The organism is Micromonospora sp. NPDC051006, from assembly GCF_044456245.1.
Lineage (GTDB): Bacteria > Actinomycetota > Actinomycetes > Mycobacteriales > Micromonosporaceae > Micromonospora.
In genome coordinates this window covers 320,442-333,933 of sequence record NZ_JBITFP010000004.1, presented here as the reverse complement: position 1 = coordinate 333,933, position 13,492 = coordinate 320,442, and the positions used below count along the sequence as shown (strand labels likewise).

The following is a 13,492-nucleotide window of genomic DNA, read 5'->3' as shown; positions in this document are numbered from 1 at the left end:
GGTTGCATGAGGGGGTGCGGGTGGACGAGGTCTTCCGGGCGCTGGCCGACGCCAGCCGACGCCGGTTGCTCGACAGCCTCAACGCCCGCAACGGCCAGAGCCTGCGCGACCTCTGCGCGGGGCTCGACATGACCCGACAGTCGGTCAGCAAGCACCTGGCGGTGCTCGAGGCGGCCGACCTGGTCACCACCGTGCGGCGCGGCCGGGAGAAGCTGCACTTCCTCAACGCCGCGCCAATCACCGCCATCGCCGACCGGTGGATCAGCCGGTACGACCGTCAGCGGGCCGAAGCGCTCGCCGACCTGCGCGCAGCACTGGAGGGCGAGCCCGTGGAGAACCCGACTTTCGTCTACACCACCTACATCGACACCACCCCGCAGCGGCTGTGGGAGGCGCTGACCGAGCCCGCCTTCACCCGCCGCTACTGGGGCGGCGTCGCCCTGCAGTCCGACTGGCAGGTCGGCTCACCGGTGCTCTGGCAGGACGCGCCGGGCGGGGAGTTCCGCGACCTCGGCCAGCGGGTGCTCGTCGCCGAGCCGTACCGGCGGCTCAGTTACAGCTGGCACGGCTTCCAGCCGGAGCACGCCGCGCACTTCGGCTGGTCCGACGAGGAGCTGGCCGCCCGGCTCGGCGAGCGCCGGAGCACGGTGACCTTCGAGATCGCCCCGTACGGCGACGCCGTCCGGTTGACCGTGATCCACGCCGACTTCTCCCCCGGCAGCGAGATGTACCGGGCGATCAGCGGTCAACTCGACGGCAGCGGCGGCTGGCCCGAGCTGCTGGCCAGCCTGAAGACGCTGCTGGAGACCGGCGAGCCGCTGCCCGAGCCGACCCCCGCCGGCCAGGCGGGCTGAGCGCTCCACCCCCGGCATACCCGTCGGTGCCGGCGATACCTCGCCATCGACCCAGGCGCGACTGTCCCGGCCGCACCCGACATCGACCGGAGCACCGGTGCCGGCCGGGCCCGCCGGGCATATTCGCAGCTCCCTTCGCCTGTCGGGGTGACACGTGACGGCAACGAGGATTTCTCATTTTCACCGGATCGAGGTCCCAACCGCCCTAGTGTTGGGCACACCGGTGCTAGTCGCGGAGTTGGCCACCCGAACGACGTCCCACGTTGTCAGCGGACGAAAAGTGAGGGAAGACGCGTATGAAGGCGAAGACAATGCTCGTGTCGGCGGCGGTCGGCGTGGGCCTCGGCACGCTCCTGCTGCCGGGCGCCGCACTGGCCGAGACCATCGTGTCGCCGGCCAGCACACCGGTCGGCGGCACTGTCGTGCTCACCGCCACGACCTGCAACCCGAAGTCGGGTGACGCGATCTTCCGCGTCACCGGTCCGAACCGGGACCAGAACGTCCGCTCGACCACCGCCGCGGCCGGCGGCGGGTTGAGCGCCGAACTCTTCACCGCCGGGTTCACCCTGGGCACCTACACGGTCACCGCGACCTGCGGCGACGGCAGCGCCGCCGGCAGCGCGACGTTCACCGTCACCCCGATCGGCGGCGCCCCGGCCGGCGCCGGCAGCCACGCCGACGGCACCGGAGCGCTCGCTGCAGGCGGCACCCTGCTCGGCGCGGCCGCGGCCGGCACCGTCCTGCTGCTGCGCCGCCGGCGCCCCGCGTCCACCGTCGCCTGACCAGCGGCTCGCACCATCCCTGGGACGGGTGCCCGCACCGGCGACACACCGGGGCGGGCACCCCCACGATCGGCGTACGGAGGTGGGCGGATGTGGTGGCGTCGCGGGAACGGACGCCGGGCGGCGCCCGCCGTCGCGGTCGTCGCACTGCTCGGGGTCACCGGCCTCGGGCTGGTCACCGTCGGGCTGACCACCGACCCGCCCCGCCCCCCACAACCCAGCACGGCCGCGCCCCCCGCCAGCCGTCCCGCACCGGACCTGCCGCCCCTCCCCCACGCCGTACCCACGCTGGTGCAGATCCCCGCCATCGACGTCCGGGCCGAGGTCGTGCCGGTCGGCGCGGACGCCGCGGGGGTGCTGGAGGTGCCGTCCCTGGACCGGCCCGGCCTCGCCGGCTGGTACCGCCACGGGGTCACCCCGGGCGAGAGCGGCAACGCCGTCCTGGTCGGGCACGTCGACTCACCGGCCGGACCCGCCGTCTTCTTCGACCTCGGCCGGCTGCGCCCCGGTCACATCGTCCGGGTCACCCGCCTCGACGCGAGCGTGGCGACGTTCACGGTGGACGGCGTCGGCTCGTACCCGAAGGACCACTTCCCCACCGACCTGGTCTACGGCCCGGCGACCGGATCCGCGCTGCGCCTGATCACCTGCGGCGGCCGGTTCGACGAACGCACCGGCAACTACGTCGACAACGTCGTCGTCTTCGCCACCCGGACCGGCTGACCGCAACCCGACCGACGCCGCGATCACGTCCGCCCGCCGACGCCACGTACGGTATGCCGGCAGTCCCGGCGACGCGGAGGTGAGCGGTGGATCAGCGACTGGTGCGGGCAGGATCGGCCCTGCGGCTGCCCGACCTCGTCACCCGGCTGCTCGGTCGGCGGGGCGCCGAAGCCAGCACCGACCGGCAACAGTCCAATCCGGACGCCGTGGTCGACTGCGCGCTCTACGTCAACGGCCGGCGCGAGCCCGGTCGCCCGCACTACGCCGACGCGTACGCCCGCAGCCGGCGCGGCCGCAACTCCTTCATGTGGCTCGGTCTGCACGAGCCGGGCCCGGCGGTGATGGCCGCGGTCGGCCGGGTCTTCGGGCTCGACGAACTCGTCGTCGAGCAGGCGCTCGCCGACGGGCACCGACCGACCGTGCAGCGGCACGGCGAGGTGACCCTGCTGGTGCTGCGCACCGCCGGCTACGTCGAGCACGTCGAACTCACCGACAGCTCCGAGGTGATCGACACCGGCGACGTGATGGTGTTCCTCGGCGACCGGTTCGTGCTCACCGTCCGGCACGGCGCGGCCGGGGCGCTGAGCACGGTACGCGCCGAGATCGAGCGCCGGCCCAGGCTGCTGGCCGAAGGCCCGTGGGCGGTGGGATACGCGGTCTGCGAACGGATGGTGGACCTGTACCTGGAGGTCGCCGGGCACGTCGAGCGCGACCTGGAGCGGGTCGAGGAGACCGTCTTCGCGCGGGAGCGCGCCGCGGACATTCAGCACCTCTACCAGCTCAAGCGGGAGGTGGTGGAGTTCAAGCGGGCGGTGCTGCCGCTGCAGGCGCCGCTGCGCACGCTGCTGGAGCAGCACCCGGCCAACCCGCCCCGCGGCCTGCACCGCTGGTTCGTCGACGTGGACACGCGGCTGGCCCGGGCGGTGGACCGGGTCGCCGCGTACGACGACCTGCTGACCTCGATCGTGCAGTCCCGGCTGGCCCAGCTCGCCGTGGAACAGAACAACGACCTGCGCAAGATCGCCGCGTGGGCGGCCATCGCGGCCACCCAGACCGTCATCGCCGGCATCTACGGCATGAACTTCCCGAACCTGCCCGGGCTGGGCTGGCGCTACGGCTACTGGCTCGCGCTCGGCCTGATGGCTCTCGTGGCGTTCACCCTGCACCGGCTCTTCCGCCGCTCCGGCTGGCTCTGATCGGCCCGGTACGGGTCAGCGCTGCCGCCGCAGGAAGCCGCGCACCTGCTCGCGGGCGTTCTCGGTGATCTCGGGGCCGTGGGTGAAGGCGGCGATGTCGTAATCCAGCTCGCCGAGGACGTGCGCGGTCCGCTGGGTCATCCGGAAGTCGGTGCAGAGCAGCTTCACCGACCAGCGGATGCCGGCCACGTTGAACAGCGCGTCCCCGGTGATCAGCAGCCGGGTCGGCTCGTGCAACAGCGAGACGTGGCCCGGGGAGTGCCCGGGAGTATGCACCACCCGCAGGCCGCCGGCGACCGGCAGCACGTCGCCGTCGGAGAGGGGTTGGGCCACGTCGACGGCCGGGAACCGGCCGCCGTCGAGCCGGGCGAAGAGCCGCGCCCCGCTGACCGTCGGATCCCGCGGCGGCGCCTGGCCCGCCCGCGCGTACTCGGCGTCGGCGGAGTGCGCGACGACCGGGGCGCCGGTGCGGCGGGACAGCTCGGCCGCGCCACCGGCGTGGTCCGGGTGGGCGTGGGTGAGCACGATCCGGATGACGTCGGCCGGGGTCTTGCCGATCGCGGCGAGCCCGCGCACTATCCGGGCCGGCGCGCGCTTCAGACCGCAGTCGACCAGGGTGACGCTGCCGTCGTCGTCGACCAGGGCGTACGAGTTGACCAGAGCGCGGCCGGCGGTGGGGATGCGCCAGACGCCCGGGGCGAGCGCGACGGCGGGTGATCGCGACATGACCCCGAGCCTACGAGTCATCGTCAACGATCGCTTCGAGGCCGGGCCGTGCGAGCTGCCGGGCCGCCCGCCGCTACCCTCGCCGTCGTGATGTGGCAGCGGTACGTGGCGATCGGCGACAGCACCACCGAAGGGCTGGACGACCCGGACGGCGCCGGCGGCTACCGGGGCTGGGCCGACCGGTTCGCCCTCGCCGTGGCCCGGGCGCAGGGCGGGCTGGAGTACGCCAACCTGGCGATCCGGGGGCGGACCACGGCCCGGATCCGGGCCGAGCAGTTGCCGGCCGCCCTCGACCTCGCCCCGGACCTGGCGACCGTGGTGGCCGGGATGAATGACGTGCTCCGCCCGTCGTTCGACGTCGAGCGGATCGCCGCGGACGTCGGCGCGATGCAGCAGGCGCTGGCCGACCAGGGCGCGACGGTGCTCACCTTCACCCTGCCTGACCCGGTGCCGGTGATGCCGATCGCCCGCCCGCTGCGCGGCCGGATGCTCGCGCTGAACGACGCGCTGCGCGCGGTCACCGCACGGACCGGGGCCACCCTGCTGGACCTCGGCGCTCACGCGGTCGCCTCCGACCCACGGCTGTGGAGCGACGACCGGCTGCACGCCAACACCGCCGGGCACGAGCGGATCGCCGCGGCGCTGGCGTACACCGCGGGGTTGCCGGGCACGGACGACTCCTGGTCCCGCCCGTTGGACACCGCGCCGCGCCGCCGTCGGCCGGAGGCGATCCGCGCCGAGCTGGCGTGGACCCGCCGGCACCTGCTCCCCTGGCTGGGCCGGCACCTGAACGGCCACTCGTCCGGCGACGACCGGGTGGCGAAGCGCCCGGTGCCGCTGCCGGTCGACCTGGACTGAGCAGGCCGACCGGCAACGGCTGGCCGGCTCAGTCCAGGTCGGTGCAGACGTCGTGCGTCGTGCCGTGCACCATGGTGACCGTCTTCTCCAGGGTCGGGGAGAACGCGACGACGTACACCCCGTCGATGACCCAGATCCCGAGCGGCAGCGTGCCGCCGTTCTCCCGGAAGCCGAACAGCACCGGCCCGGTGACGTACCAGGTCATCGAGCCGTCCGTGCCGTACTCGACGAGCGCGGTGCCGCTGGCGTCCACCTTGGTGGTCGCCCCGGTCTCCAGGTTGGTCACGTCGTTGATCAGCGCACCCGTGTACAGCTCCCGACGCGGGGAGCCGTCCGGGTACTCCGAGATCACCAGCTTGCGCACCTCGTCCACCACCGGCTGGACGCGGACGGCGAAGTCGCACCGCGCCCCGGCGGGCTGCTCGAAGGGCTCCTGCGGGGCGGGCTCCCAGGCGCCGGGCCCGGCTCCCCGGTCGCCCGTCGTGGCAAACGCGGTGGTGGGCACGGCCACCGTGAGCAGGGCCGTTGCCAGGGCTGTCCCGACAATCCTTCTCCAACGCATGGTCTCTCCATCTGTGTCCGATGATCGGAAGCACCAGGATCACCACCCCCGCTCACCACGGCCTCACCACGCTACGGCGGTCCGAGGGCCCGGCCGCCGGTGGCACCGGGGCGTCCACGGCGCCGGTCTCACCACCGGCTGACCGGGCCCGACGCGCGCACCGACCATCCGGGACGGTTTGACAACCTTCGGCGGATGCCGGACGGTCAGAGCTGACATGGAGTTCCGACTACTCGGCCCGTTCGAGGCGTGCCAGGACGGCCACCGGGTCCAGTTGGGCAGCCGGCGGCAGGAGCGCAGCGTCCTCGCCGTCCTGCTGCTCGACATGGGTCACCTGGTCAGCACCGATCGCCTCATCGACCTGCTCTGGAACGGCCACCCGCCCGCCTCGGCGCGCGGCGCGGTGCACACCTACATCGGCCGGCTCCGCGCCTCGCTGGCGCCGTACGGGGCGCGGATCCGCACCAGCGGCGACGGCTACCTGGTGGAGCGGGGCGAGCACCACGTCGACGTCGACGAGTTCGGCCGGCTCGCGAACCAGGCGAGCGGCACCGCCGACCCGGCGGAGCGGGTGCGCCTGCTCGACCGGGCGCTGGCCCTCTGGCGGGGCCCCCTGCTCGCCGACGCCGCCGACGGGGAGCTGCGGGAACGGCTCGACGGCCCGATCGAGGAGCTGCGGCTGGCCAGCCTCGAACTGCGGGCCGAGGCGCAGCTGGCGCTCGGTCGGCACAGCCAGGTGATCAACGAGCTGACCCCGCTGGTCGCTGAACATCCCACCCGCGAGCAGTTGGTCGGGACGCTGATGACCGCGCTGTACCGGGGCGGGCGGCAGGCGGACGCGCTGGCGCTCTACCGGACGACCCGGCAGGAGCTGGTCGAGGGGCTCGGCGTGGAACCCGGGATGCGCCTGCGCGAGGTGCACCGGCGGATCCTCCGCGACGACCACCGCCTCGACCGGCCCAGCCTCCCGGTGTACGAGGTGCGGGTCCACGAGGAGAGCCTGCCGTGGACCGTCGGCGGGCATCCGGCGCTGGAGTTCTGCAACACCTTCGCCGGCTGGGGGCACGAACCGCCGCTGCCCGGCTCCGAGTGGCTCCGCGCGTACCGCACGCTGGTGGTGTGGACGGGCCATGTGGGGCTGGTCGACGACGCCGCGGTGAGTCGCCTGATCGAACTGGCCCGGCGCGACCCCGACGAGGCAGCCGCGCAGCTCGACGCGGCCCGCGACCTGCGCGCTCAGCTCTACGCCTGCCTGACCGGCCCGGACGACCGGCGAGCGTTCGACGCGGTGGCCCGGTACGCGGAGGCCGCCGCGAAGACGCTGGTGTTCCGTCGCGACGCGGACGGCCGCGGGCGGTGGTGGTCGGACCTGGCGGCCGGCCTCCGGCTACCGGTGCACGCCGCCGCCTGGAGCGCCGCCGAGCTGCTGGCCGACCCGCGCCGCGTCACCATCCGGGCCTGCCCGGACTCCAGGTGCGGCTGGCTCTTCCTCGACGAGACCGGCATGCGCCGCTGGTGCAGCCTGGCCACCTGCGGCCGGTCCGCCGCCGAGGCGCCCTGCCGGGTCGCGTGACCAGCCCGGGTCCGACCGGCTCTGATCCGGGCCGACCCGTACCTGGACGCGGGCGCCGAGGCGGCGCGGGCCGGTGCCGGATCGCGGCCGACGGGCGGTACGGCAGGATGGACGGGTGGCGAAGCGTGGAAGCCGCCGAGGCGCGGCCGGCGGAGCCGAGCGGGCCTGCCCGTGCGGTACCGGCCGGCCCTACGACGAGTGCTGCGCTCCGCTGCACCGGGGCGAGGCCGACGCACCGACCGCCGAGGCGCTGATGCGCTCCCGATTCAGCGCCTTCGCCGTCGGCGACGCCGGATACCTGCTCCGCAGTTGGCACGAGAGCACCCGCCCGGCGCGGCTCGACCTCGACCCCGCCCGACGGTGGACCCGCCTGGAGATCGTCGACACCGCGCGCGGAGGCCTCTTCGACGGCACCGGCACGGTCGAGTTCCGCGCCCACTACCGCGACGGCGGGCGGCCTGGCACCCAGACCGAGCGGAGCCGGTTCGTCCGGGCCGACGGCCGCTGGGTCTACCTGGACGCGGAGCAGCGCTGACCGCGCGTCCGGCCTGCGCCCGGCCCGGCCGGACGCTATGCTGACGGTGGCGTAGTCCTGCGCCTCACCTCCCTCCCGGTGCTCACGCCGCCGGCCTCGCGGAGGCAAAGGGGGCTTCGAGCCCTCGGGATGCGGTGCCACATGCCCCACTCCGGCGGGGTCGACGGGAGCGTGAGTCCCTGCGACCGTGCCGTTGACAGGGAGCATGTGATGACCAGCCAGAAGTCACTCAAGACCCGGGTACGTGCCCGGATGGAGAAGACCGGCGAGAGCTACACCACCGCCCGCCGGCAACTGCTCGCCCGCACCCGGGCCACCACCCCCGAGGACACCGCCGGCGTGCCCGCCGCCGCGTCGGCGCCCGCGACCGTGCAGTCCCCGCCACCCGCGGCGGCAGCGGTGCAGACCGACCGGATCGCCGACGCCCTGCTGCGCGAGCGCACCGGCCGCGGCTGGGACGAGTGGTTCGACCTGCTCGACGCGTGGCACGGCACCGACCGTACGCACACCGAGATCGCCCGGTGGCTGGTCACCGAGCACGAGGTGCCGGGTTGGTGGGCGCAGACCGTCACGGTCGGCTACGAGCAGAGCCGAGGGCTGCGGGCACCCGGGCAGCGCCGCGGCGGCGGGTTCACGGCCGGCGGCAGCCGCACCGTCGCGGTACCGGTGCACCGGCTCTTCGCGGCGTTCGCCGACGACGCGTTGCGCGTCCGCTGGCTGCCCGACGTCGAGGTACGGGTGCGGACGGCGACCGCATCGAAGACGTTCCGGGCGGACTGGGACGGCGGGCCGACCCGGATCGTGGTCGGTTTCACCGCCGTCGGCGAAACCAGGAGCAGGGTGGCCGTGCAGCACGAGAAGCTGACCGGAGCGGAGCAGGCGGCGGAGCTGAAGGCGTACTGGCGGGACCGGCTCGCCACGCTGAAGCACCTTCTCGAGGCGGACGGAGACCCGCGATGAGCATCACGACCTTCATCAACCTGCCGGTACGCGACCTGAGCACGGCCGCCGAGTTCTTCCGGTCCATCGGATTCACCGGTGAGCAGCCGGCGCCGGACGGCAGCAGCATGATGCTGAACCTGAACGAGACGACCCAGCTGATGCTGCACATCGCCTCGTCCTTCGCCGGGTACACCGGGGTCGCGGTCACCGACACCTCGACGAGCCGCGAGGTGATCGTCGGCCTCGCCGCCGAGAGCCGGGAGCAGGTCGACGATCTGGTCGACCGGGCCGCCGCGGCCGGCGGCACGGCGCTCGGCCCGGGACAGGACACCGGCCAGCTCTACATGCGCGGCTTCCGTGACCTCGACGGCCACCAGTGGTCGTTCCTGCACCTGGCCGGTTGACGGTGCTGGCGCGGGTCAGCCGAAGCTGACCCGCGCCAGCCAGAAGTCGAGCAGCTCACCGTCGCCGAGCACCTGCACCGTGCCGTCGTGCGGGCTGCGGCGGCCGTAGACGGTGAGCAGCAGCTCGGTGAGCGGGCCGCGTACGGCGACCGCGGCCTTCGCGTGCGCGCGTCGCCAGGTGCCGACCTCGCCGGTGAGGTCGACCACCCACTCGGCGTCGACCTCGGGCGCGACGTCGGTGGCGTGCAGGTGCACCGTGCGCCCGGGCCCGAACAGGGCCCGCCGCTCCGGCTTCAGATCGAGCATGACGGGCAGGCTGTCGAGCTCCATCCACTCGTCGAGCGCGTCGACCGCCACCGTCTCCCCGGCGGTGAACGGCACCCCCGACGCCAGGGCCGCGTCGGCCCGGTGCACCAGCGTCTCGTGGGTGAACCGACGGGCGTAGAAGGCCGCGTCGGCCCGGCCCGGGAGCGGCGTCCAGACCTGGGCCTGCGGCCCGGCCGCGCGCAGCGTGTCGGCCAGCCGCACGCCGCCCTCGGCGAGCCACGGCCCGAGCACCGCCGGATCCCCATCCTCCTGCCCACTGAGATCGCGCAGCGCGGTGTCGGGCAGCGGGGCGCTCGCCCGGGTGCGGACCGTCTCCTCGGCCCAGCGGTGCCCGGCGCCGACGTGCCGCACCAACTGGCCGAGCGTCCAGCCGGGGCAGGACGGCACCGGCGCGCACAGATCGGCCCCGGCGAGGTGCGCGGCCATCAGCTCGGCCTGGGTGGCGATCTCGTCGCACCACTGGGCGAAGGTCATCCCGGTCATCCGGCCACCCTAGCCAGTTCCCCCGACATCGCCGGCGCGCCGAGCGCGGGTGGCCAGCCGCCCCAGGGCCACCAGCAGGTACGGCATCGCAGCCACCGCGAAGGCCACCGCGTTGCCGGCGGCCGTCGCGACGATGGCGTAGCCGGCGTACACGGCGATGAGGGTGACGTCGGTGGCCATCCCCGCCAGCGACGTGACGGTGGCCCGGCTCGGTCCGACGATCCGCGCCTGCAACCGGGCGTCGGCGAGCACGGTGGCGAGCTGGAAGGCGCAGAACGCCACGCCGATCAGCGCGAACCCGGCCGGGTGGTCGGCCAGCGCGCCGCCGGCCAGGGTCACCGCGGCAAGGCCGAGCAGCGCCGCGTACCCGCGGGTGGTGAGCCGCTCCCCCAGCGGGGCGAGCAGCCCACCGACGGTCACCCCGACCCAGACCACCAGGAGCAGCAACGGCACCGTCCGCGCGGCGACGCCGGTGTCCCGGGCCAGCAGCGGGGCGTACTCGTCGAGAGCGCCCCAGACCGCGGTCACCGCCGCGACCAGCAGCACGGCCGCGCGTACCTGGGGAACGGCGCGGGCCTCGGCCACCCCGGCGCGCAGGCTCGCCCACCAGCCGAGGTCGTCGCCGTCGTCGTCGTCGATCCCGTCAGCCCGCCCGGGCGAGCGGTGTTCCGGGAAGCGGGTCGCGACGGCGGCGGCGAGCAGGCAGGCGAGCACGCTGGCCGCGCCGACCGCCGGATAGCCGCCGGCCGCGAGCACCGGGCCGGCCAGCACGATCGAGGCGAGCGCACCGAGCACGCCGGCGGTCGTCGCCCGGCCCATGACCCGGGCGTACCGGCCGGCCGCGCCCCGGTGGTCGAGTTCGGTGAAGACCAACGCCTCCAGCGCGCCGGAGCTGAGCGCCCCGCCGGCGCCCCAGAGCAGGAAGCCGACGGCGAACGCCGGATATGACGGCAGCAGCACCCAAATGGCGTAGCCGGCGGCGGTGACCAGCGGAGCGAGGCAGAGCAGCAACCGCCGGGAGACCGCGTCCGCCCAGGCGCCGGAGGGCACCTCCAGCAGGATGGTGCTGGCCGACCAGATCACGAAGAGCGACGAGATCTGCCAGACCGACAGTCCGGTGTCGGCGAAGAGCAGCGCGTACACCGGGTAGAGCAGGACGAGGTCGCTGAGGAACGAGTACCCGTAGAGGGTCGCAGCCAAGCGGCGGACGCCGCGCTCGGGCGCGCGGGTGCGAGTAAGAGTCATGAGGCCTTCCCGTGGAAGCGAATCGGACGCCGGACGTGCGGCGTCGGCGGCGGCCCACGGGGGCGGCCTCTAGTGGTGCATCAACATCGCCAGGTCATGCCGGCGATGCTAGTCGCCGACGGCCCAGGCGGGCCAGGGATTGTCGTGGCCCGCGCCGGACAGACGCGCGACGGGGGCGGGACCGGTGGTCCCACCCCCGTCGCGGCGGTGCTGCGTCAGCGGGTGTCAGCGGCGCTCCGGCCCCGGCTCGACGGGCGGGATGACCATCGTGGCCTCGCTGTCCTCGGCGCTGCGCTGGCTGGGCAGGCCCGACGTGCTCACCTGCGAGCCCTCCGGCTCGGCGGGCCGGGTGACCACCTGGGTGGCGTCCGCGTCGGCGGGCCGAGGAACCACCTGCGTGGCGTCCGCCTCGGCGGGCCGGGTGACCACCTGGGTGCTCTCCGGGTCGGAGCCCTGGGCGACCACCTGGGTGACGTCCGGGTCCGCGGCGGCCGGCTGGGCGAGCGGGGTCTCCCGGTCGCGGCGGCTGGCCTGGTAGGCGCGGGCGTGCGTCGCGATCAGCTGCGACTCCTGCTCGGCCCGGGTCAGCCAGGACTCCCACCGGCGCTGCATCGGGCGGACCAGGCCGCCGCCGACGCCGACCACCAGGATCCCGCCGACGGTGGCCAGCACGGCGATCAGCACCGGAGTGGTCACCGAGGTGGCCACGCCGATCTGGTTGAGCGCGGCGATGACGCCCAGGCCGAAAAGAAAGACGTACGCGATGGTGGCCAGCACCCGGCCGTACGAGAGGCCGCCGAGCGCGCCGGCGATGATGTCCCGCACGGCGTTGGCGATCGCGGCGGCGACCACCACGATGACGATCGCGACGAAGGCGCGGGGCAGCCAGGCGATGACTCCGGCGATCAGGTCCGAGACCGGGTTCGGCCCCCAGATGCCGAACGCCAGCTGGAGGGTGACCAGCAGCAACCCGTAGTAGACGAGTTTGGCGACGATGTCGCTGGCGTCGTACCGGGAGCGGCTCAGCGCCCGGCGGATCCCGCCACGCTCGACGGCGCGGTCGAAGCCCACCCGCTCCAGGATCTTGTCGACCAGCTTCAGCGCGGCCTTGGCGATCAGCCATCCGACCACCAGGATCGCCACGAACGCGACGGCCTTGGGCAGGAAGAGCATCACCGAGCGGAGGGCGTCGCCCACCGCGTCGCTGACGTTGTCACTCATTCGGGGTCCTCCACACGGGGCAGCGGGATCTTCGGTCCCGACCTACCCGGCGCGCACCGGAATTCAAACGCGACGCCGACGGTCGCGCCCCGATAGAAGGCCCCGCCTACGCCGCGGCCGGCCGCGGCCCGTCGGTCTCCGCGGCGCTCGCCACACCCTCGGTGAGTGGCCCGAGGTCCGGCCCGGCGGACTGCCCGCCGCCAGGCCCGGCGCCCATCCCGGCGGACGGCCCGCCGTCCGGCAGCCGCGCGAACTGGTCGAAGAAGCGCAGCAGCTCCACCGGGAACGGCATCACCAGGGTGCTGTTCTTCTCGGCCGCCACGTCCACCACCGTCTGCAGCAGCCGCAGCTGGTACGCCCCGGGGGTCGCCGCCATCGCCCGGGACGCGTCGGCGAGCCGGCGCGACGCCTGGAACTCACCGTCCGCGGCGATGACCCGGGCCCGCCGCTCCCGCTCGGCCTCGGCCTGCCGGGACATGGACCGTTTCATCCCCTCGGGCAGCGAGACGTCCTTGACCTCGACCCGCTCGATCAGCAACCCCCACGGCTTCTCCGTCGGCGCGTCGATGACGGACTTCAGCTCGGCGTTGATCCGGTCCCGGTCGCCGAGCAGGGTGTCCAGGTCGGCCTTGCCGATCACCGAGCGCAGCGCGGTCTGTGCCACCTGAAGCACGGCCGACGGGTAGTCGTGCACGTTGACCAGTGCCTTGACCGGGTCGACCACCCGGTAGTAGACGACGGCGTCGACGGTGAGCGTCACGTTGTCCCGGGTGATGGCGCCCTGCGCGGGCACCCCGATCACCGTGGTCTGCATGCTGACCCGGACCAACCGGTCGGCGATCGGGACGATGAGCTGCAGGCCCGGCTGACGGACGTGCTCCAGCACCCGGCCGAACCGGAAGACGATGCCGCGCTGGTATTGCTGGACCATCCGGACGCTGAGCGCCAGCACGAGCACCACGACGGCGAGCACGACGACCACGCCGATCACCACGGCTCCCATGGCACCCCCCGATCCCCGACGACCCCGTATTCCCGGGGCCGGGCATACCCGGTTGTCC

15 protein-coding genes are annotated in these 13,492 nt (G+C 74.0%); 9 read left to right on the top strand and 6 right to left on the bottom strand.

Annotation, left to right across the window (positions count from 1 at the left end):
* Positions 1–20: 20 nt before the first annotated feature.
* From ACIBBA_RS10140 to ACIBBA_RS10125, 4 genes are all read left to right on the top strand, one after another.
* Positions 21–854 carry an ArsR/SmtB family transcription factor gene (locus ACIBBA_RS10140; RefSeq protein ID WP_396695683.1) on the top strand — a complete coding sequence of 278 codons (834 nt, stop codon included), beginning with the start codon at positions 21–23 and terminating at the stop codon, positions 852–854.
* A 296-nt stretch (positions 855–1,150) separates the two neighbouring features.
* Positions 1,151–1,636, top strand: a complete 486-nt coding sequence (locus ACIBBA_RS10135) for a hypothetical protein (protein WP_350874871.1) — start codon at positions 1,151–1,153, stop codon at positions 1,634–1,636.
* A 90-nt stretch (positions 1,637–1,726) separates the two neighbouring features.
* Positions 1,727–2,359 (top strand): class F sortase, encoded by a 633-nt coding sequence (locus tag ACIBBA_RS10130; RefSeq protein ID WP_396695681.1) that lies wholly within the window; start codon positions 1,727–1,729, stop codon positions 2,357–2,359.
* An 86-nt stretch (positions 2,360–2,445) separates the two neighbouring features.
* The gene (locus ACIBBA_RS10125) at positions 2,446–3,555 is read left to right on the top strand and encodes a magnesium and cobalt transport protein CorA (RefSeq protein WP_396695679.1); all 1,110 of its coding nucleotides are present in this window, start codon (positions 2,446–2,448) and stop codon (positions 3,553–3,555) included.
* A 15-nt stretch (positions 3,556–3,570) separates the two neighbouring features.
* Here ACIBBA_RS10125 and ACIBBA_RS10120 read toward each other — a convergent pair whose 3' ends face one another.
* Complete coding sequence (locus ACIBBA_RS10120; protein ID WP_396695677.1) at positions 3,571–4,281, bottom strand: MBL fold metallo-hydrolase; 711 nt, start codon at positions 4,279–4,281, stop codon at positions 3,571–3,573.
* Between the two features lie 90 nt (positions 4,282–4,371).
* Here ACIBBA_RS10120 and ACIBBA_RS10115 point away from each other — a divergent pair, with 90 nt between their 5' ends.
* Positions 4,372–5,139: an SGNH/GDSL hydrolase family protein gene (locus tag ACIBBA_RS10115; protein ID WP_396695943.1), complete on the top strand. Its 768-nt coding sequence runs from the start codon at positions 4,372–4,374 to the stop codon at positions 5,137–5,139.
* Positions 5,140–5,167: 28 nt separating this feature from the next.
* Here ACIBBA_RS10115 and ACIBBA_RS10110 read toward each other — a convergent pair whose 3' ends face one another.
* Positions 5,168–5,701 carry a hypothetical protein gene (locus ACIBBA_RS10110; RefSeq protein ID WP_396695675.1) on the bottom strand — a complete coding sequence of 178 codons (534 nt, stop codon included), beginning with the start codon at positions 5,699–5,701 and terminating at the stop codon, positions 5,168–5,170.
* Positions 5,702–5,918: 217 nt separating this feature from the next.
* Here ACIBBA_RS10110 and ACIBBA_RS10105 point away from each other — a divergent pair, with 217 nt between their 5' ends.
* The 4 genes from ACIBBA_RS10105 to ACIBBA_RS10090 all read left to right on the top strand — a co-directional run bounded on the left by ACIBBA_RS10105 (position 5,919) and on the right by ACIBBA_RS10090 (position 9,155).
* Positions 5,919–7,274, top strand: coding sequence for a BTAD domain-containing putative transcriptional regulator (locus tag ACIBBA_RS10105; protein ID WP_396695673.1), 1,356 nt, complete (start codon positions 5,919–5,921; stop codon positions 7,272–7,274).
* 115 nt (positions 7,275–7,389) lie between these two features.
* Positions 7,390–7,809, top strand: coding sequence for a YchJ family protein (locus tag ACIBBA_RS10100; RefSeq protein WP_396695671.1), 420 nt, complete (start codon positions 7,390–7,392; stop codon positions 7,807–7,809).
* Between the two features lie 210 nt (positions 7,810–8,019).
* Positions 8,020–8,769, top strand: coding sequence for a DUF4287 domain-containing protein (locus ACIBBA_RS10095; protein WP_396695669.1), 750 nt, complete (start codon positions 8,020–8,022; stop codon positions 8,767–8,769).
* Complete coding sequence (locus ACIBBA_RS10090) at positions 8,766–9,155, top strand: VOC family protein (protein ID WP_396695667.1); 390 nt, start codon at positions 8,766–8,768, stop codon at positions 9,153–9,155. The genes ACIBBA_RS10095 and ACIBBA_RS10090 overlap by 4 nt, the downstream gene beginning before the upstream one ends.
* 15 nt (positions 9,156–9,170) lie before the next feature.
* Here ACIBBA_RS10090 and ACIBBA_RS10085 read toward each other — a convergent pair whose 3' ends face one another.
* The 4 genes from ACIBBA_RS10085 to ACIBBA_RS10070 form a co-directional block, all read right to left on the bottom strand.
* The gene (locus tag ACIBBA_RS10085) at positions 9,171–9,965 is read right to left on the bottom strand and encodes a maleylpyruvate isomerase family mycothiol-dependent enzyme (protein WP_396695665.1); all 795 of its coding nucleotides are present in this window, start codon (positions 9,963–9,965) and stop codon (positions 9,171–9,173) included.
* A 9-nt stretch (positions 9,966–9,974) separates the two neighbouring features.
* A complete protein-coding gene (locus tag ACIBBA_RS10080; protein WP_396695663.1) occupies positions 9,975–11,210 on the bottom strand; it encodes an MFS transporter in 1,236 nt (411 codons plus the stop codon).
* 225 nt (positions 11,211–11,435) lie between these two features.
* Positions 11,436–12,431: a hypothetical protein gene (locus tag ACIBBA_RS10075; RefSeq protein WP_396695661.1), complete on the bottom strand. Its 996-nt coding sequence runs from the start codon at positions 12,429–12,431 to the stop codon at positions 11,436–11,438.
* A gap of 106 nt (positions 12,432–12,537) precedes the next feature.
* Positions 12,538–13,434 carry an SPFH domain-containing protein gene (locus ACIBBA_RS10070; protein WP_396695659.1) on the bottom strand — a complete coding sequence of 299 codons (897 nt, stop codon included), beginning with the start codon at positions 13,432–13,434 and terminating at the stop codon, positions 12,538–12,540.
* Positions 13,435–13,492: the final 58 nt, after the last annotated feature.